Consider the following 21,173-nt stretch of genomic DNA (forward strand, 5'->3'; position numbering starts at 1 on the left):
TGGATGCTCGCTGGAAAAACCCTGTGAAGCCGTGAACCGGCCCGCGCCGCCGTGCCCGGCCGCCGCCAGCACGCCAGCCTGCGCAGCCGTACGCGGCAGCCGTGCGCAACCATCAGCGCAACCGTGCACGTCGCCGCCCACGTCAGCGCGCCGCGGCCGTCAGCGCAGCAGTCGGCGCAGCCCGTCCAGTGCGCCGTCGAGGACCCGGATCGCGGTCCGGAGCTGGGTGTCGCTGAGCTGCCCGGCCCGGACCAGCGCGCCGACCTCGACGGTGAACTCGGCCAATCGCTTGTCGAAATCGGCCAGCAGGGGGGAATCGCCCTGAGCGGGGTCCGCCGGGCGGAATGTCGAGCCGGGCGCCGGGCGGGGTGTCGGGCCGGGCACCGGGCGGTCCCAGCGGGTCTGCCGGGTCTGCCGGGTGGCCTCGCGCAGTTCGCGCTTGAGGTCGCGCACCGAGCCGCGTACCTCGGTCTGGATCTCCCCGGCCAGCGCGGACAGATCCTCCACCGAGGCGGTGATGTCGGTTTCCAGGGTGGTCACCTCGTCGGCGCGTTGGCGCAACTCGGCCCGACCGCTCTCGGTGATCTCGTAGACCTTGCGGCCACCGGCGGCGGTGTGGGTGACCAGGCCGTCGGCCTCCAGGCGTTGCAGCCGGGGATAGATGGTGCCGGCGCTCGGGGCGTAGAGGCCGAGGAAGCGCTCCTCCAGCAGCCGGATCAGTTCGTAGCCGTGCTTGGGACCGTCGTCGAGCAGCCGGAGCAGATAGAGCCGGAGCCGCCCGTGACTGAACACGGCGGTCACGGCTGCTCCTCCTGGTCGTCGTCCACCGGCCGGGCGAGCAACGCGATGCTGCCGGAGGTCGCGGACGCCCAGAGCTTACCCTCGCCCGCGCCGAGCACCCCGTGGCTGTCCTTGACCGGTCCGATCCCGCTTGCGCCGCTGACCTGGGGGAAGCCGCTGGTGATCCGGCCGGAGGTGGTGTGCAGGTGGACGGCGAGGTCGCTGTCCTCGCGGACCCGGACGGTGATCGGCCCGGAGATGGTGGTGAGCCGGATCTCGCTGCGCCGGGGATTGTCCAGGTCGCAGGTGATCGCCCCGGAGACGGTGTTGGCGTGCACCCGGCCGGCCGCGCTCTCGGCGAGGGTCACCTCGCCGGAGACCGTGTCCAGGCTGAGCTCACCGGTCACGCCGAGCGCCTCGACCGGGCCGGAGACGACCCGTGCCCTGGTGCGCCCGGCCAGGCCCATCAGGGTGACCTGCCCGGAGGTGACGTTCACGGTGCTGTCGTTGACCAGGCCGGAGGCGACCAGCGAGCCGTCGATCAGGTGCAGGTCGGCCAGCGTGTCGGCCGGGACGGCGATGGACACCTCGGCGCGGAACCGGCGACCGAGCTGACCGAGCCACCAGAGGAGCCCGGGCCGGCGCGGGTGGCGCTCGTGCCCGACCGTGAGCACACCGTCGCGGTGTTCGACGATGAGCGGCCGGCTGCTGATCCGGGTGACGTCGACCCGGGCCGGGCCGTCCGTGCCGACCACGTTGAGCCGCCCGGTGACCAGGCGTACGTCGAGCCGGGTGACCGGCCCGTCGATGGTGAGCTGCTGTGGTCTGTCGACCTTCCAGGTGGCCATGACGTCTCCCCTCGGTGGGTCGCGGCCGGTAGCCGCGCCACTGCACGGGCAGAGCGTAACGCGATACATCGCGATAGAACAAGACTGTCGTGAGTCGCAAACCCGCCAATGCCCACCCCCGCCTCGCCCCCACCTTGATCCACTCGCGTGGGCCGATGTTGCGGCAACCAGTCACCCGGGATACCGCAACATCGGCCCACGCGAGTGGGTCAGGCTGGCGACCATGCCGGCCGGGCGGACAACCAACGCTGAAGGGACCTCTCGGCACGATGCCGAGCGGTCCCTTGGTGTATCCGCCCGGCGACCTGACCCACAGCCAGCCGAGGCGTCCCCAACTCCGGCGGACGAGTATTCCTGTCCGTCATGTTTATGCCACAGCGTCATACCACCTACGCCCAGAACAGGCCGCCCTGGCCACACCCGCCAACGGGCGGACCTGCCGTCCCGCCACCGGCACACCACCCACCGCCAGACCGCCGCCTCGATGACGCGATCCACTCACTTGGGTCGGTGTTGCGGTAACCGGTCGCCAGGACACCGCAACAACGGCCCACCCGAGTGGATCATGCCGTCGAAGCGGCCCCTTGGGTGAGACGGGTCAGGCGGCCAGACCGAGGCCCTTCCCGGCGGCCGGCGCGGACGCGGACCCGGGCAGGGCGACCACGGGCACAGCGGCCAGGGTGAGGCGGCGGGTGACCGGGCGGGGCGGGAGCAGGTGCACGACCGACTCGGCGGCCCGGGCCAGCACCCGGCGGTCCGCGCCGGGGGCCGGGTGCAGGGCGGCGGTCACCGCGACGTCCACCACCAGGCCCCGGGCGGCCAGCACCCGGCCCAACGAGCGCCACAGGGTCTCGTCGCCGAGGAAGGCGGCGGTGGTGGTCGTCGCCCCGGTGGCAGCAGAGCGGTAGCTGATCCGTAGCGGCACCACCGGGGCCCCGGCGTCGATCGCCGCCTGGAACGCCGCCGGCCGGAACCCCCGGGGCGGCCGGCAGTCCGCCGAGGGGGCGACGCCGCACCAGGTCGTCCCCTCGGGGAAGACCGCGACCGGGTGACCGGCCCGCAGGGTGGCCGCGAGCCGGGCCACGGTGCGCGGCAGGTCCCGGGGACGCGACCGGTCGACGAAGACCGCGCCGGCGGCGCGGGCCAGCAGCCCCAGCACCGGCCAGGTCCGCACCTCCCGCTTGGCCAGCAGCCGGGCCGGCGCGACCGCCAGCACCGCGAGGACGTCCAGCCAGGAGACATGGTTGGCGACCAGCAGCGCCCGCCGCCGGGGCAGCCGACCGCGCACCGTCAGCCGCACGCCGAGCGCCCCGGCGGTCCCCCGGGCCCAGCCCCGGACCACCGCCGCCCGCTCCGCCGTCGGCAGCACCGGCAGCAGTACGACCACACCCACCCCGACCAGCAGCATCCCGAGTACGCCAAGCAGCCGGAGCACCCGCCGCCCTAGCGACACCTCCGTCCGCCCCGCCCCCGGCAGGCAGTCCGGGCCACAGCCGGCGGTCGGTCGCCACAGTTCGGCGCTCACCGCGTCTCCCCACCGAGGAAGTGCCGCAGGTAACGCGGGTTCATCCGGTCCAGCGAGAACAGCACGTAGAAGTCGGCGCAGCGGAAGTCCGGGTCGTACGCCGGCTCTCCGGCGATCCACGCGCCGAGCCGCAGGTAGCCGCGCAGCAGCGGTGGGACCAGCGCCCGCCCGGCGGGGCCGCCGGTGGCGGTCTCCGGTGCCGCCGCGCCCGGCTCGGCGAACCAGGGCCGCAGCGGGCGCACCCTCAGCGGCGGGGGCGCGAGGTGCCCGGCCCGGATCAGCGCCCATGCCTCGGCGGCGGCCCGGCCGCCGTCGTCGACGGGCACCGAGGCGCAGCCGCCCAGCCAGTTGGAGCCACGCAGGTGCAGGTAGCGGGTCAGTCCCGCCCACATCAGGTTGATCACCGCGCCGGAGCGGTGGTCCGGGTGGACGCAGGAGCGGCCGGTCTCGACAAGCAGATCGCGCAGCGGGTCCAGCGCGGTCAGGTCGAACTCACCGGCGGCGTACCGGCGGTCGGTGCGGCCGGGTGGCAGCAGCCGGTAGGTGCCGACCACCGCGCCGGTGCGCTCCTCGCGGACGATCAGGTGGTCGCAGTGGACGTCGAGGTCGTCGGCGTCCAGCCCGGCGGCCCCCGGGCGCAGGGTCGCGCCGAGTTCGGTGGCGAACACCTCGTGGCGCAGGCGTTGCGCGGCCGCGACCTGGGTCGGGTCGTCGGCGATCAGCAGGGTGTATCCACTGGTCGTCAGGGGTGCGCCAGCGGCATGCAGAACAGCCATGGGACCTGTCTAGGTGCCCCGGGTTGCCTGCCGCCCGGCGAAGGGTGTCGATCCGATGAACGCCGGTCGGCGGTCCGGCCCCGCGTGTGACCTGCGGGGCAGGTGGGGCCGACGGGACGCCTGGGGTGTGTGCGAGGCTGCCTGCGGGGAAGCCGGCCACCCGGGCCGGACGGACGACGCGGCGGAGGGTTGATGATCATCGAATCCCGGTACAACGGCCCGCCCGGTTCGGGCAACGGCGGCTGGAGCGCCGGGGTCTTCGCCGAGGCGTACGGCGCGGACCGGCCCGTCGAGGTGACGCTGCGTCGCCCACCCCCGCTGGACACCCCGCTCACCCTCACCGACGGCGACGTGTACGACCCGGACGGGCACCTGGTCGCCGAGGTACGCCCGGCCGGCGACCCGCCCGCCCCGGTCCCCCCGGTCGACCCGGCGACCGCGCACGCCGCCTCGGCCGGCTATCCGGGCCTGGTCGACCACCCCTTCCCCGGCTGTTACGTCTGCGGCCCGGAGCACCCCGACGGCCTGCGGATCTTTCCCGGCCGGCTGCCCGACGGGCGGACCGCCGCGCCGTGGCGGACGCCACAGCGGGTGACCGCACCGACCGCCTGGGCGGCGCTGGACTGCCCGGGTGGCTGGACGGTGATCGCCCCCGGCCGGCCGTACGTGCTGGGCCGGCTCGCCGTCGCGCTCGACACGCTGCCCGAGCCGGGTGAGCAGTGCGTGGTCACCGGTGCGGTGGTCACCGCCGAGGGCCGGCTGGCAGTGGTGCACACCAGCCTCTACGGAAGCGCCGGTGGGCTGCTCGGCCGGGCCCGCGCCACCTGGGTCGCACTGCCGCCCGCGTCTCGTCCCTGAGGACTACCGCCTCCTGCCTGAGAGGGAGCACGACCTACCGACCCGGGCTGATGGCGTAACTTGACGTCACCAGCGAGGCTGGTCAGCGGCGCATTCCGTAACGGCGCCGCAGGACGCGGTGCACGATGCGCCGCCGCACGGGAGGAGAACGATGTCCGACGGGCAGTGGAGCCCCAGCACCGGCCAGATCGTCGTGTCCGGGTTGACCAAGCAGTACAAGAACGTACGGGCGGTCGACAACCTGTCCTTCACGGTCGAGGCCGGCCGGGTGACCGGCTTCCTCGGCCCGAACGGCGCGGGCAAGACGACGACGCTACGGATGCTGTTGAACCTGGTCACCCCGACCGGTGGCACGGCGACCATCGGTGGCCAGCGGTACGCCGACCTGACCGACCCGCTGCGGCACGTGGGCGCGGTGCTGGAGGCGTCCAGCGCGCACAAGGGCCGTACCGGCATCAACCACCTGCGGGTGATCTGCGCGGCGGCCGGCCTGCCTAAGAGCCGGGCCGACGAGGCGCTGGCCCTGGTCGGGCTCACCCCGGCGGCGAAGCGCAAGTTCAAGGGTTACTCGCTGGGCATGAAGCAGCGCCTCGGCATCGCCGCCGCGATGCTCGGTGACCCCCGGGTGCTGATCCTCGACGAGCCGGCCAACGGCCTCGACCCGGAGGGCATCCGCTGGATGCGCGGCTTCCTCAAGGGTTTGGCGCACGAGGGGCGCACGGTGTTGGTCTCCAGCCACCTGCTGTCCGAGATGCAGCTCCTCGCCGACGACGTGGTGATCATCGCGGCCGGCAAGCTGATCCGGCAGGGGCCGGTGGAGCAGGTGCTCGGCTCGATGGCAGAGAGCGGCCGGGTGCGGGTGCGCACCCCGCAGGCCGAGGAGTTGACAGTGGCGCTGCGCGAGCAGTCCGCGACGGTGGAGACCGACGAGCACGGCGTGCTGCTGGTCAGCGGGGTGGACGCGCCGGCGATCGGCCGGGCCGCGCTGGCCGCCAAGGTCGAGCTGCACGAACTGACCCCGGAACGGCCCGACCTGGAACGGGTCTTCCTGGAGCTGACGGCCGGGAAGGCGGGCATCCGATGAACCTGGTCCGATCCGAGCTGTTGAAGATCCGTACCACGAGCACCTGGTGGATCTTCGGGCTGATCACGGTGCCGCTGTGGGCGCTCACCGCGCTGATCAACTGGTTGCAGACCGACGCGCTGGCCAGCAACAACTTCGGCGACGTACCGGCCGACCAGGCCGACCAGATGCAGGCCGTGCAGTCGGTGGACAGCCTGGCCGCCAACGTCTACACCAACGGGCAGTTCTTCGGCCTGATGATCGTGATGTTGCTCGGCATCATCGTGGTGACGAGCGAGTTCTTCCACCAGACGGTCACCACCACCTTCCTCACCGTGCCGCACCGGACGGCGGTGATGCTGGCCAAGCTGGCTGCCGCAGCCATCCTGGCCATGCTGTTCTGGCTGGTCACCACCGTGTTCAACCTGCTCTTCGGGGCACTGGTGATGAGCAGCGTCGACCTGGGCTCCCAGCTCGGCAGCGGCGCGGTCTGGCGGGCGACCGCGCTCAACGGCCTGGCGTACCTGCTCTGGTCGGTGCTCGGGGTCGGGATCGGGGTGCTGATCCGCAGCCAGATCGGCGCCACCGTCACCGGCATCCTGCTCTACCTGGGCGGCGCGGTCGGCGCGGCCATCGCGATCAGCATCCTGGCCGCCAAGTGGGGCGACTGGATCAACGACCTCCAGGTGCTGGTGCCGTCGCTGGCGTCGTCGCTGATGGTCAGCGGGGCCGAGATCCCGGGCAACCCGCCCCGCTGGGCGGGCGCGGTGGTCCTGATCGGGTACGCGGTGGTGGCCGGCGCGATCGGCACGCTCACCATGCGGCGGCGGGACATCTCCTGACCGACCCGCTTTCCGGACCGTTCCGGCCCGGCGTGACGACTGTCGCGCCGGGCCGGTCGGCTGTCGGGAGGTGGTCGTCGCCCTGTCCCGCTCCGGTCCCGCCTCAGGTCCGGAGGCGAAGCCCCACTCCGGTCCGGAGTCAACAGGATACGAAGAGCTGATTGACTTCCGGCATCTTCTGTGAAACCGGCCACCCGACCGAGGTGGGAATGCCTACCGTAATCTCACGGCGTAGCCTGGGAACCATCCCCCGCCCACTCGCACTTCCGGACGACGGCGGACACCGCGTGACACACAGACCCGCGTGAAAGAGGCGATTACCGGCCGTGTCGACCCAGCAGACTTCGCAGGAGAACCCACTGGCGGGTTTCGGCCCGAACGAGTGGATCGTCGAGGAGATGTACCAGCGCTACCTCGCCGACCCGTCGAGCGTCGACTCGGCCTGGCACGACTTCTTCGCCGACTACCGACCCGCCCCCGGCACCGCGACACCGCGCCCGGCCGACGGCAAGGGCACCCCGGCCGCAACGTCCGAGCCGGCCAGGCAGCAGGAACCGGCCAGGCAGCAGGAACCGGCCGGGCAGCAGGAACCGGCCGGGCAGCAGGAACCGGCCGGTGGCGGCAAGACCGCCCCGGCCACCAAGGCGCCGACGGCCAGCGCGAAGCCGACCGCGACCGCGAAGCCGGCCACCGCCGCCAAGCCCACACCGGCCAAGCCCGCCGCGACCGAGAAGGCCGCCCCGGCCAAGCCGGCAGCGAAGGCACCGACGGCCAGCGCCGCCGGCACCACGCCGCTGCGCGGGGTGGCCGCCCGGATCGTGCAGAACATGGACGCCTCGCTGTCCGTGCCGACCGCCACCAGCGTGCGCGCCGTCCCGGCCAAGCTGCTCGTCGACAACCGCATCGTGATCAACAACCACCTCGCCCGGGGGCGTGGTGGCAAGGTCAGCTTCACCCACCTGATCGGCTACGCGCTGGTCCGCGCCGTGGTCGAGCACCCGGAGCTGAACAACTCCTTCGCCGAGGTCGACGGCAAGCCGGCGATGGTCCGCCCGGAGCACGTCAACCTGGGCATCGCCATCGACCTGACCAAGCCCGACGGCACCCGCAACCTGGTCGTGCCGTCCATCAAGGGCTGCGAGCAGATGGACTTCCGGCAGTTCTGGCAGGCGTACGAGGACGTGGTCCGGCGGGCCCGCCGCAACGAGCTGACCATGGAGGACTACGCCGGTACGACGATCTCGCTGACCAACCCGGGCGGCATCGGCACGGTGCACTCGATCCCCCGGCTGATGCAGGGGCAGAGCGCGATCATCGGGGTCGGCGCGATGGAGTACCCCGCGCCGTATCAGGGGATGAGCGAGGCGACCCTGGCCGAGCTTGCGGTCAGCAAGATCATCACGCTGACCAGCACCTACGACCACCGGATCATCCAGGGCGCGCAGTCCGGCGAGTTCCTCAAGGTGATGCACGAGCTGATGCTCGGCGAGCGCGGCTTCTACGACCAGATCTTCACCTCGCTGCGCATCCCGTACGAGCCGGTGCGCTGGGTGCGGGACGTGGCCGTCGACTCCGAAGGGCAGATCAACAAGACCGCCCGGGTGCACGAGCTGATCCACGCCTACCGGGTCCGGGGCCACCTGATGGCCGACACCGACCCGCTCGAGTTCGCCATCCGCAAGCACCCCGACCTGGACGTCCTCCAGCACGGGCTGACCCTGTGGGACCTGGACCGCACCTTCCCGGTCAACGGCTTCGCCGGCAAGCAGCGGATGAAGCTGCGCGAGATCCTCGGGGTGCTGCGCGACTCGTACTGCCGGCGGCTCGGCATCGAGTACATGCACATCCAGGACCCGGAGGAGCGCCGCTGGATCCAGGAGCGGATCGAGCGCCGCTACGAGAAGCCGGCCGCCGACGAGCAGAAGCACGTGCTCAACCGGCTCAACGCCGCCGAGGCGTTCGAGACCTTCCTGCAGACCAAGTACGTCGGCCAGAAGCGGTTCTCGCTGGAGGGCGGCGAGTCGCTGATCCCGCTGCTCGGCGAGGTGCTGGAGGCGTCCGCCGAGGACGGGCTGGACGAGGTCGTCATCGGCATGGCGCACCGGGGCCGGCTCAACGTGCTGGCCAACATCGTCGGCAAGCCGTACGAGAAGATCTTCTCGGAGTTCGAGGGTCACCTCGACCCGCGCTCCACCCAGGGCTCCGGCGACGTGAAGTACCACCTGGGGCAGAACGGCAAGTTCACCACCCCGGACGGCGACCACTCGGTCAAGGTCTCGGTGGTGGCGAACCCGTCGCACCTGGAGGCCGTGGACCCGGTGCTGGAGGGCATCGTCCGGGCCAAGCAGGACCGGATCGACCTCAAGCTGGAGGGCTACACCGTGCTGCCGCTGGCGGTGCACGGTGACGCCGCCTTCGCCGGGCAGGGCGTGGTCGCCGAGACGCTCAACCTGTCCCAGCTGCGCGGCTACCGCACCGGCGGCACCGTGCACGTGGTGGTCAACAACCAGGTCGGCTTCACCACCGCCCCGGAGTACAGCCGGTCCAGCCTCTACAGCACCGACGTGGCCCGGATGATCCAGGCGCCGATCTTCCACGTCAACGGCGACGACCCGGAGACCGTGGTCCGGGTCGCCCGGCTGGCCTTCGAGTACCGGCAGGCGTTCAACAAGGACGTCGTGATCGACATGGTCTGCTACCGCCGGCGCGGGCACAACGAGGGCGACGACCCCTCGATGTCCAACCCGCAGATGTACAAGATCATCGACTCGAAGCGCTCGGTCCGCAAGCTCTACACCGAGGAGCTGATCGGCCGGGGCGACATCACCGTCGAGGACGCCGAGGAGCTGCTACGCGACTACCAGTCGCAGCTGGAGCGGGTCTTCAAGGCCACCCGGGATGCCGCCACCACCCCCCGCCAGGCCACCCGACCGCGCCGCGAGGACGAGCCGGAGCCGCAGGTGGAGACCGCCACCGACGCCGCCGTGGTCAAGGCGGTAGGCGAGGCGCACGTCAACCTCCCCGAGGGCTTCACCCCGCACAAGCGGATCCAGCAGTTGCTCGACCGGCGGGCCAAGATGTCCGTCGAGGGCAACATCGACTGGGGGTACGGCGAGATCATCGCCTTCGGCTCGCTGCTGCACGACGGGGTCACCGTCCGGCTCGCCGGCCAGGACTCCCGCCGGGGCACCTTCGTCCAGCGGCACGCCTCGGTGGTCGACGCCAAGACCGGCGAGGACTACCTGCCGCTCAAGACGCTCACCGCCGACGGCGAGCGGTCCCGGTTCTTCGTGCACGACTCGCTGCTGAGCGAGTACGCCGCGATGGGCTTCGAGTACGGCTACTCGGTGGAGAACGTCAACGCGCTGGTCTGCTGGGAGGCCCAGTTCGGTGACTTCGTCAACGGCGCCCAGTCGGTGATCGACGAGTTCATCTCCTCCGGCGAGGTGAAGTGGGGTCAGCGCTCCGCGGTCACCCTGCTGCTGCCGCACGGCCACGAGGGGCAGGGCCCGGACCACACCTCCGGCCGCCCGGAGCGGTTCCTGCAGATGTGTGCCGAGGACAACATGCGGGTGGCCATCCCGACCACCCCGGCGAACTACTTCCACCTGCTGCGTCGCCAGGCCCTGTCGCCGAAGCGCAAGCCGCTCGTGGTGTTCACGCCGAAGTCGCTGCTGCGGCACAAGCTCTGCGTCAGCCCGGTGGAGGACTTCACCACAGGCACCTTCGCCCCGGTGCTGGCCGACACCGCCGCACCCGCGCCGGAGCAGGTCAAGCGGGTGCTGCTCTGCTCGGGCAAGATCTACTACGACCTGTTCTCCGCCCGCGCCGAGCGGGGTGTCACCGACACCGCGATCATCCGGATCGAGCAGCTCTACCCGCTGCCGGTGGAGGAGATCCGGGCGGCGCTCGCGGCGTACCCCAACGCGGAGGACTTCGCCTGGGTGCAGGAGGAGCCGGCCAACCAGGGGGCGTGGAGCTTCGTCGCGCTCAACCTGCTGGAGCACCTGGCCGACGTCCGGCTGCGCCGCATCTCCCGCCCCGCCGCCGCCGCCCCGGCGGTCGGCTCGGCGAAGATGCACGAGGTGGAGCAGGCCGGGCTGATCGACACCGCCCTCCCCCGCCCCTGACCGCACCAGCCCCGACCCGGTACCACCCCGGCCCGCGCCCCCTCCCACGGGCGCGGGCCGTCCCATGTCGCGGCCCGCCCCGCACCTCGCCACGCCACGTCGCACCACGCCGCACCGCACCACGCCCACCACGTCGCACCGCACCGCACCGCTCCACGCCATGGCCACGCCGCACCGCAGCTTTGGGGAGAGTTGTTGTCGCCCCAGCGACAACAACTCTCCCCAAAAGAGCTGAACCCGCTGCGCGGCGGGCGCGGCGAGTGGGGCATGGTGACCGGTGGGATCGTCCGCCACCCGGGTGGCGGAGCGCCCCCGGTCGGGAGGGATCATGTCCACTTTCCGAGTTGGTCCGAGGCACGGAACGCAGCAGTGAGGAGGCGCGGTGTACTTCACCGACCGTGGGATCGAGGAACTGGTGCAGCGGCGGGGTGACGAGCAGGTCACCCTGGAGTGGCTCGGCGAGCGGCTGCGCGACTTCGTCGACCTCAACCCCGAGTTCGAGACGCCGATCGAGCGCTTCGCCACCTGGCTGGCCCGCCTCGACGACCTCGACGAGGACTGAGCCCGGGGCGGGCATCCGCCCGCCCCGACCCTCGGTCCCCGGGCACCATGTCGTGCCAGGGCGCGTGCGAGCCGCAGCGCGTCAACGCGGACCAACACCGCACCGCGACGCGGACCAGCACCACACCGCGACGCGGGCCGGCACCGCACCGCGACGCCGACCGGCACCGCACCGCGACGCCGACCGGCACCGCACCCCGGTCAACGCGGGCCGGCGGGGACCGGGACGGCGAGGGGTCAGCCGGTGCGGACGGCGGGTTCCAGGCCGGTGCGGCGGAGCTTCTGCCAGCCCAGCCGGCCACCGGTCACCGCGGTGACCACCGCCTGGATCATCACCAGGTACATCAACTGCCGGTAGACGAACTGCTGGAGAGGCAGGACCCACAGCACCCCCAGCTTCTCCCGGTCCAGCCGGAACGCCACCACGGCGGTGGCGGTCTGCACGCCGAGCATGACCAGCCAGGCCACCGCCGTGGCCTTGCGGTCGAGGAAGAACAGGCCGTACAGGGCCAGCAGGTCGATCACCGGCGCGAGCAGTGGCAGCAGCACCCCGAAGAGGCTGAGGAAGAACAGACACCGCCTGGTGAACCGGCCGGACGAGCCCCTGTCGAGCACCGAGCGACGGTGCTTCCACATCGCCTGCATGGTGCCGTAGCTCCACCGGTAACGCTGCTTCCAGAGCTGCCCGATGGTCGCCGGGGCCTCCGTCCAGGCGCGGGCGGTCTCCTCGTAGACCACCTTCCAGCCGGCCCGGCCCAGGGCGATGGTGATGTCGGTGTCCTCGGCCAGGGTGTCGTCGGTCATCCCCCCGGCGTAGCGCAGCGCCTCCCGCCGGAACCCGCCGATCGCCCCGGGCACCGTGGACATGCAGCGCAGCGTCTCGTAGAGCCGCCGGTCCAGGTTGAAGCCGATGACGTACTCGATGTGCTGCCACTTGGCGATCAGGCTGCGCCGGTTGCCGACCTTGACGTTGCCGGCCACCGCGCCGACCTGCGGGTCGGCGAAGGGTTGCACCAGCCGGCGGACCGCGTCGGGCTCGAAGACGGTGTCCCCGTCGACCATCACGATCAGGTCGTGCCGGGCCAGCGCCAGGCCGGTGTTCAGGGCACTGGGCTTACCGCCGTTGGGTTTGCGGACGACCCGGACGTTGGGCAGGCCGAGCGCGTCGACGATGTCCGCGGTGCCGTCGGTGGAGCCGTCGTCGACGACGACCACCTCGATCCCGCCGGGGTGGTCGCCACCGGCCAGGGAGCGGACCGCCGCGGCGATCCCCTCCTTCTCGTTGTACGCCGGGACGATCACCGACACCGGCGCGGTGACCGGTGGCCCCCAGCTCCAGCCCCTGGCCCGGCGGCGTCGGGCGTGCCGCCCGGCCAGCACGAACAGCGCGAGGGTACGACCCACGGTGAGCAGACCGACGACGACGAAGAGCCCCCCGAACACGGTAAGCATGGTGTCGGCGCCCTGCACCGCCCAGATCAGCATCCGGCCACGCCACCGGTCCCCGGCGGTGGCGACCCCTGCGGAATCCACCCGGTGGTCCGCCCCGGCGGCGGCGAAGGCGAGGTTCAACCCCTCGGTCGCGGTGACGAACCGGTACCCCCGCTGCTTCATCATCGGGATGAACCGGTCGAGGGCGGCCACGGTCTGCGCCCGGTCGCCACCGGCGTCGTGCCAGAGGGTGACGGCACCGGAGTCGCCCTCCGGGGCGGCGTTCTCGATGATCCGGTCCACCCCGGGCAGCGACCAGTCCTGGCTGTCGGTGTCGTTGAGGAACGTCAGGTAGCCCAGGTCACCGGCGGCGGTGACCACCGGCCAGTCCCGGTTGTCGATCGCACCCGGGTGGGACGAGTACGGGAACCGCACCAGCGAGGTCCGCAGGCCGGTCGCGCCCGCCACGGCGAGCTGGGTCTGGGCGTACTCCAGGCGTTGCCGCCACACCGGCAGCTCGGCGAGGTCGGGGTGGGTGAAGGTGTGCACGCCGAGCTGGTGCCCACCGTCGGCCAGGTCCCGGGCAATCCGGGGGTGCCGGGCCACCTGCGAGCCCAGCACGAAGAACGTTCCCTTGACCTGGTGGGTGTCCAGGACCCGCAGCACCTCGCGGGTCCAGACCGGGTCGGGGCCGTCGTCGAAGGTCAACGCGATGGTGCGCGGCGGCAGCCGGTAGGAGCGGACCAGCTCGCTGCTGGCACTGATGATCGGCCCACCGGTCACCACCGAGGTCGGCACCTCGCGTTGCCCGGCGGTGCTCTGCCGGCGGTCCGGGGCGAACGACGCGTTGGCGTACGCGCCGACGAGCAGCACGCCGGCCAGCAGGGTCAGCACCGTGCTCAGCAGGATCCAGCTCGGCGGCGGTACCGCCCGACGACGCCGGGCCGACCCGGTGAGGCGACGGCGGGTCGGCGGGACGACCGGCTCAGCCATCGGCACGGGCGTCGTCGACCCGGCCGGACAGCAGGTCGGGCAGGGCTGGCGGTTCGCCGGTCGGGTCCGGCGGGTCGGGCGTGGTGGCTTCCGGGACGGTGCGGGTCGGTCGGGGCGACGTCGACGAGGTCGCCGGGCTGCGGCTCGGCGAACGGGTGGCGCTGGGCGACCGCGAGGGGGTGGCGGTGGGCGAGACGGCCGGGGACGGGGTGGCCGGGACGACGGCGGGCGCGCTCGCCCTCGGCGTACGCGTGGCGACCGTCGTGGGCACGGCGGCTGCGGCGGCCGGAGTGGTGGCCGTGGTGGTGAGCGCCTCGGCCTGCGGCGACGACGACCGCTCGGGCTGCTCGACCTCGTCCACGAAAGGGAGGACCGTGTGCGGCTCGATGCCGCCCGCGAAGCTGACCCCCACCAGCCCGGTGTAGACCAGACCCACCAGCCCGAGGGTGTACGCGAGCCAGCGCAGCCGGGAGTGGCGTCTGCCGCTGGGGTCGACGAAGACCGGGGTCAGCTCGGGCACCGCGGCGATCAGCGCGGTGGGACCGTCGGCCGGGCTGATCACCACGGTCGGCCCGTCGGTCGGGGCGGCCGGTCTGATCGGGGTGGCCGAGCCGACGGGGATGCCGGCGGTCCGGCGTCGCACCACCGGGTGGGCCGCCTTCGGCTGAACCTCGGTGGGCCCATCGAAATTCGTCACGGGATCGATACACTTTGGACCAACAGTCGACCGACCGCCGATTGCACCCACCGGCATCGATCTCCGGTTCGGCACGTTATTGCTGCTCAGGCGGTCGGCAGTCATGGGATGCGAGTCTAGGCACGAGGATCGCTCAGCTCCCAGCGCGTCCCACGAATGAGACTCTGATCGCATCCTCGACGCCGACCCGCGCCGTCGGAGGTAGCGGTTCGGGGCGAAGGTCCCGGGCGGCGGACGACATGATCTCCTAGGGTGGTGGCGTGGCCCGCAGCGTCTACCTGACCAGCGTGGGGTCCGGCGGGGGTAAGTCGACCATCGCCCTCGGCCTCGCGGAACTCCTCTCCCGGCAGGTCGAGCGGATCGGCGTGTTCCGGCCGCTGGTCTCCGACGCCGGCCCCGACCCGATCCTCGCCCTGCTGCACGACCGCTACCGGATCGACCTGCCCGAGGCCGACCTGACCGGCACCACGTACGCGGAGGCGGCGGCCCTGGTCGCCGACGGGCGGCGGGAGGAGCTGATCTCCCGGATCGTCGAGCGGTATCGGGCGGTGGAACGACGCTGCCCGGCGGTCGTCGTGGTGGGCAGCGACTTCGCCGACGGCGGGGACGGCGCCGGCCCCCGGGAACTCGCCTTCAACGCCCGGCTGGCCACCGAGTTCGGCAGCGTGGTGGTGCCGGTGGTGGACGGCTTCGGGCAGCAACCGGAGACGACCGCGGCCACGGCGCGGGGGGCGTACCACGATCTGGTGGACCTGGGCGCGACGGTGCTGGCGGTGATCGCCAACCGGGTGACCGGGGCGCTGACCCTGCCGGAGCTGCCGGTCCCCACGTACGCCATCCCGGAGGTGCCGAGCGTGTCGGCGCCGACGGTGGCCGAGGTGGCGGCGGCCCTCGACGCCACCCTGCTGGCCGGGGACGACGCGGCCCTCGGTCGGGACGTGCTCGACTACGTGGTCGGCGCGGCGCACGTGCCGATCCTGCTCGACCACCTGACCGAGGGGGCGCTGGTGATCACCCCCGGTGACCGGGCCGACCTGCTGGTCGCGGCGAGCACCGCGCACGTCGCCGGGCAGGTGTCGCTGGCCGGGGTGGTGCTCACCCTCGGCGAGCAGCCCGACCCCCGGGCGATGCGCCTGGTCGAGCGGCTCAACACCGGCTTCGCCGTGCTCTCGGTGACGAGCGACAGCTACGACACGGTCGAGGCGTCCAGCCACATCGAGGGGCGGCCCGGCCCGGCCAACCCGCGCAAGGTCGAGGCCGCGCTCGGCGCGTTCGAGGGCCACGTGGACACCGTCGACCTGGCCCGCCGGCTGCGGGTCAGCCGCTCCGAGCGGGTCACCCCGCTGATGTTCGAGTACGACCTGATCGACCGGGCCCGCGCCGACCGCCGCCGGCTGGTGCTGCCGGAGGGCACCGACGAGCGCATCCTGCGGGCGACCGAGATCCTGCTCCGCCGGGGAGTGGCCGAGCTGACCCTGCTCGGCCGTCCGGACGAGGTGGCCCGCCGCACCCGGGAGCTGGGCATCGACCTCACCGGCGCGGAGGTGGTCGACCCGGCCGGGAGCGGCTGGCGGGACGAGTTCGCCACCCGGTACGCGGAACTGCGCGCCCACCGGGGCGTCACAGTCGAGTCGGCGTACGACATCGTGGCCCAGCCCAACTACTTCGGCACCATGATGGTGGCCACCGGGCACGCCGACGGGATGGTCTCCGGGGCCACCCACACCACGGCCGCCACCATCCGCCCCGCCTTCGAGATCATCCGTACCGTGCCGGGCGTCTCGGTGGCGTCGAGCGTGTTCTTCATGCTGCTCGCCGACCGGGTGCTGGTCTATGGCGACTGCGCGGTCAACCCCGACCCGGACGCCGCCCAGCTCGCCGACATCGCCATCTCCTCGGCCGACACGGCGGCCCGGTTCGGCATCGAGCCCCGGGTGGCGATGCTGTCCTACTCGACCGGGGACTCCGGCGCGGGGGCCGACGTGGAGAAGGTCGCCGCCGCCACCAGGCTGGTCCGCGAGCGCCGGCCCGACCTGCTGGTCGAGGGGCCGATCCAGTACGACGCAGCGATCGACCCGCAGGTCGCGGCGACCAAGCTGCCGCAGAGCACTGTCGCCGGACGGGCCACCGTGTTCGTCTTCCCGGACCTCAACACCGGCAACAACACCTACAAGGCGGTGCAGCGGTCGGCGGGGGCGGTGGCCGTCGGGCCGGTGATGCAGGGCCTGCGCCGGCCGGTCAACGACCTGTCCCGGGGCGCGAGGGTCGCCGACATCGTCAACACGGTGGCGATCACCGCCATCCAGGCGGCCGGATCGCCGGAGGAGGGGTCGTGACCGACCGGGTGCTGGTACTCAACTGCGGGTCGTCGTCGGTGAAGTACCGGCTCTACGACGGGGAGTCGACGGTCGACTCCGGCACCGTCGAGCGGGTCGGCGAGCCGGGCGGCGGACCGGCCGACCACGCCACCGCCGTCCGGGACATCCTGGGTCGGCTCGACCTGACCGGGTTGACCGCCGTCGGGCACCGGGTGGTGCACGGCGGCCGACGGTTCAGCGCCCCGGTCCGGATCGACGACGCGGTCTTCGCCGCGATCGAGGAGCTGGTGCCGCTGGCCCCGCTGCACAACCCGGCCAACCTGGCCGGCATCGAGGTCACCCGGGAGCTGCTGCCGGACGTCGCCCAGGTGGCGGTCTTCGACACCGCGTTCCACCACACCCTGCCCGAGGCCGCCGCCACCTACGCCATCGACCTGGCCACCGCCCGCCGCCACGACATCCGCCGGTACGGCTTCCACGGCACCTCCCACGCGTACGTGTCGAAGCGCACCGCCGAGCTGCTGGACCGGCCGTACGACCGGCTGCGCACGATCAGCCTGCACCTGGGCAACGGGGCGAGCGCCTGCGCCGTGGACGGCGGACGCAGCGTGGCCACCTCGATGGGGATGTCCCCGCTCGAAGGGCTGGTGATGGGCACCCGCAGCGGTGACCTCGACCCGACCGTCATCTTCCACCTGCGCCGCGAAGGCGGGCTGAGCGTCGACGAGATCGACGACCTGCTCAACCACCGCAGCGGGCTGCTCGGGCTGACCGGGGCCAACGACATGCGGGAGGTGCTGTCCCGCCGGGCCGCTGCCGACCCGGCCGCCATCCTCGCCTTCGACGTCTACTGCCGGCGGATCACCGGCTACGTCGGGGCGTACTACGCACTGCTGGGCCGGGTGGACGCGGTCACCTTCACCGCCGGGGTGGGCGAGCACTCCCCCGAGGTGCGGGCCGCCGCCCTGGCCGGGCTGGACCGGCTCGGCATCGCCGTCGACCCGGAGCGCAACGCCGGCACCGGGGACCGGGTGATCTCCCCGGCCGGCGCGGAGGTGAGCATCTGCGTGGTCGGCACCGACGAGGAGCGGGAGATCGCCCGGCAGACCCGCGCGGTGCTGGCCGACGCGAGCTGACGGGTGGGGGCTGACCGACCGGGGAGCTGACCACCATCGGTCCGGACGGCGGGGCCGCACCGGCCGCCGACCGCCTACCGTCGAGGGATGGGGGTGAGACGGCTGGGCGCCGTGCTGTTGGCCGCGCTGCTCGCCGGTTGTGGCCCGGCCACCGCCGCCACCGAGGCACCACCGCCGGCCCGACACGCCCCGGACCAGGCCCGGCCGGTCGCGGTCCGCACCCTCACCGTCGACCCGTCCGGGCCGCGTCCGCTGCCGGTGACGCTCTGGTACCCGACCGAGCGCGGTCGGGTCGCCTCGGGCCGGTTCCCGGTGGTGGTGCACAGCCACGGCCTGCGCAGCCTGCCCGAGTTGCACGCCGCGCTGGCCACCCGGTGGGCCGCCGCCGGGTTCGTGGTGGCCGCGCCGACCTACCCGTACACCAGCCGGCGGGCGGCCCGGTTCAGTCGCGCCGACGTCCGCAACCAGCCCGCCGACGCCTGGCGGGTGATCCGGCACCTGGTCCGGCTGAACGCCCGTGCCGGTGACCCGTTGGCCGGGCACCTGGACGTCGGCCGGTTCGCCGCGACGGGCCACTCGGCGGGCGGGTTCACCACCGCAGGCATGTTCACCTCCGGCCACTCGGCCCGGCTGCGCTCCGGCGTGATCATCGCCGGGGGCGGGCTGGCCGGGGCCTTCGCCGGGCCGACCGCCCCGCTGCTCTTCGTGCACGGCACCGCCGACCCGGTGGTGCCGTTGACCGTCGGTCAGGCCGGTTACCAGCGGGCGACCGGCCCGAAGGCGTTCCTGAGTCTGCTCGGGCAGGGCCACGGCGACTACCTGATCCCGGGCCGGCCCGGCTTCGACGAGTTCCTCGCCACCACCACCGACTTCCTGCGCTGGACCCTCTACGACGACCGGGACGCCGGCCGCCGGCTGCGTACCGACGCCGCCCGCCCCGGCGTCACCACCTTCGACGACCGGTTGACCGACGACGGACGGTGACCGCCGCCCCGACGCGGGCGTCCACCGGGCCGCGACGAAGACGTCCACGGGCCGTGACGAGGACGTCCACCGGGGGTGCGACGGGCCGTAGCCGGCCGGGTAGCCCGACCAGCAGGGCACAATCGGGTTCATGTTCCGTCGCCGTACCCCGGTCCTGCTGACCACCGCGCTGCTCGCCACCGGCCTCGTCGGCTGCTCGGCCCAGGCTCCCGCCCGCACCGAGGCCCCGCCGGAGCCGCCGAAGGCCACCACGCCGGCACCGCGCGTTCCCGCCGGGACCGCGCCGGCCGAGGCGTTCGCGGTCGGCGTACGACAGCTGAAGCTGAACCGGGGTGGCGACCGCCCGCTGCCGGTGACCCTCTGGTACCCGGCCCGGGGCACCGCCGGTGAGGCGGCGCGACGCGACGCGACGGCGGCGACAGGGCGGTTCCCGGTGGTGGCGTTCAGCCACGGCCTCGACGGGCGACCCGTCGACTACCAGGTGCTGCTGACCCGCTGGGCGGCGGCCGGTTTCGTGGTGGCCGCACCGACCTTCCCGCACACCGGCAAGGGCGCCGACGGCAGCGTCCTCGACGTGCTCAACCAGCCCGCCGACGTGTCGTACGTGCTGGACAAGGTGCTGGCGCTGGACGCGAAGGCCGGTGACCCGCTGCGCGGCCGGCTGGCAACCGACCGGGTGGCGGCGGCCGGGCACTCGGCCGGCGGGGTGACCACCATCGGCCTGTTCACCACCGGCCGGGACGAACGGCTCGACGCCGGGGTGGTCTTCGCCGGGACCGGGCTGGGCGTGGGCACCGCCTTCGCCGGGGCCGCCGCCCCGCAGCTCTTCGTGCACGGTCAGGCCGACGAGGTGGTCGACTACGCCGCCGGCAAGGCCGTCTTCGACGCGGTGCCCTGGCCCAAGGCGATGCTCAGCCTGCCCCGGGGCGACCACGGTCGGGCGCTGCTCGGTGACGGCCCGGCCCTGCGGGTGGTCTCCGACACCACGATCGAGTTCCTCCGCTGGACCCTCTACGGCGACCGGGCCGCCAAGGGCCGGCTCCCCGCCTCGGCCGCCCGGGGCGACGTCGCCACCCTCGACGACCGACTCTGAGCGCTCCCACCGTCGCCGCCCGACCCGCCCGGTCGACCCGCCCGGCAGTCCCGACCAGGCCGGGTACGACTGTCAGCTGGTGTGGTCGACGACGACCTTGCCGAAGACCTCGTCGGAGTGCAGCCGGGCGAAGGCGTCGGCCACCCGGCTGAACGGGACCACGCTGTCCACCACCGGGCGTACCTCGTGCTCGGCGCAGAAGGCGAGCAGCTCGGTCAGCTCGTCCGGGGTGCCCATCGAGGTGCCGAGGATCTCCAGCTGCATGGCGAAGACCCGGCGCAGGTTCACCGCCGGCAGGTGGCCGGAGGTCGCGCCGGCGACCACGATCCGGGCCATCGGGGCGGCCGACTTCAACGAGTGGTCGAAGGTGGCCGCGCCGACAGTTTCGACCACCACGTCGACCCGCTCCGGCAGCCGGGCACCGGGTTCCAGCGCGGTCGCCCCCAGCGCGGCGATGCGTTCCCGCTTGCCGGCGTCGCGGCTGGTGGCGTACACCCGTTTGCCGAGCGCCACGCCCAGCGCGACCGCCGCGGTGGCGACGCCGCCACCGGCCCCCTGCACCAGCACCGACTCGCCGTCGGCGACCCGGCCCCGGGTGGTGAGCATCCGCCAGGCGGTGAGCCAGGCGGTCGGCAGGCAGGCCGCGTCGGTCGCCGACAGGCCGCTCGGCAGCGGCAACAGGTTCGCCCGGGGTACGGCCACCCGCTCGGCGAGGGTGCCCTGGTAGTGCTCGGAGAGGATGGAGACGCCGCGCGGGTCGCCGGGGGTGGGCAGCACCGGGTAGACGACCACCTCGTTGCCGTCCGGGTCGGTGCCGACCGCGTCACAGCCGAGGATCATCGGCAGCTGAGCGTCGGCGAGCCCGACCCCCTTGAGCGACCACAGGTCGTGGTGGTTGAGCGAGCTGGCCCTGACCTGCACGGTCACCCAGTCGTCCTCCGGGTGGGCGGGCTCGGGACGGTCGCCGACGGTGAGCGCGGCGAGCGGGTTGTCGGCGTCGAACCGGGAGGCATAGGCGGCACGCATGATCCGCACCGTAACAGCGCGACGATCGTTCACGAAGGGTCCGGCCCGGCCTGTTCCGCCCGCGCACGCCGCCGGCAGGCGCGGGTGGCGCACCGCTGGTCGGCGGTGCGCC

The 21,173-nt window shown here is 73.0% G+C and carries 16 protein-coding genes; 9 read left to right on the forward strand and 7 right to left on the reverse strand.

What is annotated here, in order from left to right:
• Positions 1-159 precede the first annotated feature (159 nt).
• From AC0AIB_RS06715 to AC0AIB_RS06730, 4 genes are all read right to left on the reverse strand, one after another.
• Positions 160-801: a PadR family transcriptional regulator gene (locus AC0AIB_RS06715; RefSeq protein ID WP_465096234.1), complete on the reverse strand. Its 642-nt coding sequence runs from the start codon at positions 799-801 to the stop codon at positions 160-162.
• Entirely contained in the window at positions 798-1,628 is an 831-nt protein-coding gene (locus AC0AIB_RS06720) for a DUF4097 family beta strand repeat-containing protein (protein WP_328343348.1), read from the reverse strand. Before AC0AIB_RS06720 ends, AC0AIB_RS06715 begins: the two co-directional genes overlap by 4 nt.
• 598 nt (positions 1,629-2,226) lie before the next feature.
• Positions 2,227-3,153 (reverse strand): lysophospholipid acyltransferase family protein, encoded by a 927-nt coding sequence (locus AC0AIB_RS06725; protein ID WP_465096235.1) that lies wholly within the window; start codon positions 3,151-3,153, stop codon positions 2,227-2,229.
• Positions 3,150-3,929, reverse strand: coding sequence for a GNAT family N-acetyltransferase (locus tag AC0AIB_RS06730; RefSeq protein ID WP_328343346.1), 780 nt, complete (start codon positions 3,927-3,929; stop codon positions 3,150-3,152). Before AC0AIB_RS06730 ends, AC0AIB_RS06725 begins: the two co-directional genes overlap by 4 nt.
• A 192-nt stretch (positions 3,930-4,121) precedes the next feature.
• Between AC0AIB_RS06730 and AC0AIB_RS06735 the strand changes: the two genes are divergently transcribed.
• From AC0AIB_RS06735 to AC0AIB_RS06755, 5 genes are all read left to right on the forward strand, one after another.
• Positions 4,122-4,787, forward strand: a complete 666-nt coding sequence (locus tag AC0AIB_RS06735) for a hypothetical protein (protein ID WP_465096236.1) — start codon at positions 4,122-4,124, stop codon at positions 4,785-4,787.
• Positions 4,788-4,938: 151 nt separating this feature from the next.
• Positions 4,939-5,871: an ABC transporter ATP-binding protein gene (locus AC0AIB_RS06740; protein WP_328343342.1), complete on the forward strand. Its 933-nt coding sequence runs from the start codon at positions 4,939-4,941 to the stop codon at positions 5,869-5,871.
• On the forward strand, positions 5,868-6,692 hold the full coding sequence (locus AC0AIB_RS06745) for an ABC transporter permease (RefSeq protein ID WP_328343340.1): 825 nt from the start codon (positions 5,868-5,870) through the stop codon (positions 6,690-6,692). Before AC0AIB_RS06740 ends, AC0AIB_RS06745 begins: the two co-directional genes overlap by 4 nt.
• 326 nt (positions 6,693-7,018) lie before the next feature.
• Entirely contained in the window at positions 7,019-10,822 is a 3,804-nt protein-coding gene (locus tag AC0AIB_RS06750) for a multifunctional oxoglutarate decarboxylase/oxoglutarate dehydrogenase thiamine pyrophosphate-binding subunit/dihydrolipoyllysine-residue succinyltransferase subunit (protein ID WP_465096237.1), read from the forward strand.
• A 382-nt stretch (positions 10,823-11,204) separates the two neighbouring features.
• Positions 11,205-11,384 carry a DUF6104 family protein gene (locus tag AC0AIB_RS06755; RefSeq protein WP_091241170.1) on the forward strand — a complete coding sequence of 60 codons (180 nt, stop codon included), beginning with the start codon at positions 11,205-11,207 and terminating at the stop codon, positions 11,382-11,384.
• Between the two features lie 236 nt (positions 11,385-11,620).
• Here AC0AIB_RS06755 and AC0AIB_RS06760 read toward each other — a convergent pair whose 3' ends face one another.
• Both AC0AIB_RS06760 and AC0AIB_RS06765 read right to left on the reverse strand, forming a co-directional pair.
• Positions 11,621-13,807, reverse strand: a complete 2,187-nt coding sequence (locus AC0AIB_RS06760) for a bifunctional polysaccharide deacetylase/glycosyltransferase family 2 protein (protein ID WP_328343334.1) — start codon at positions 13,805-13,807, stop codon at positions 11,621-11,623.
• Positions 13,800-14,504, reverse strand: coding sequence for a hypothetical protein (locus AC0AIB_RS06765; protein ID WP_465096238.1), 705 nt, complete (start codon positions 14,502-14,504; stop codon positions 13,800-13,802). Before AC0AIB_RS06765 ends, AC0AIB_RS06760 begins: the two co-directional genes overlap by 8 nt.
• 260 nt (positions 14,505-14,764) lie before the next feature.
• Here AC0AIB_RS06765 and pta point away from each other — a divergent pair, with 260 nt between their 5' ends.
• The 4 genes from pta (at position 14,765) to AC0AIB_RS06785 (ending at position 20,035) form a co-directional block, all read left to right on the forward strand.
• Positions 14,765-16,840: a phosphate acetyltransferase gene (gene pta / locus AC0AIB_RS06770; RefSeq protein ID WP_328343331.1), complete on the forward strand. Its 2,076-nt coding sequence runs from the start codon at positions 14,765-14,767 to the stop codon at positions 16,838-16,840.
• A complete protein-coding gene (locus tag AC0AIB_RS06775; RefSeq protein WP_328343329.1) occupies positions 16,837-17,958 on the forward strand; it encodes an acetate/propionate family kinase in 1,122 nt (373 codons plus the stop codon). Before pta ends, AC0AIB_RS06775 begins: the two co-directional genes overlap by 4 nt.
• Positions 17,959-18,045: 87 nt before the next feature.
• A complete protein-coding gene (locus AC0AIB_RS06780; protein ID WP_328343327.1) occupies positions 18,046-18,942 on the forward strand; it encodes an alpha/beta hydrolase family protein in 897 nt (298 codons plus the stop codon).
• A gap of 130 nt (positions 18,943-19,072) precedes the next feature.
• Complete coding sequence (locus AC0AIB_RS06785) at positions 19,073-20,035, forward strand: alpha/beta hydrolase family protein (RefSeq protein ID WP_465096239.1); 963 nt, start codon at positions 19,073-19,075, stop codon at positions 20,033-20,035.
• A gap of 72 nt (positions 20,036-20,107) precedes the next feature.
• On the opposite strand, the gene AC0AIB_RS06790 is transcribed toward AC0AIB_RS06785, so the two are convergent.
• Entirely contained in the window at positions 20,108-21,070 is a 963-nt protein-coding gene (locus AC0AIB_RS06790) for a zinc-binding dehydrogenase (RefSeq protein ID WP_465096247.1), read from the reverse strand.
• Positions 21,071-21,173 lie beyond the last annotated feature (103 nt).

Source organism: Micromonospora sp. DSM 43699, assembly GCF_055517075.1.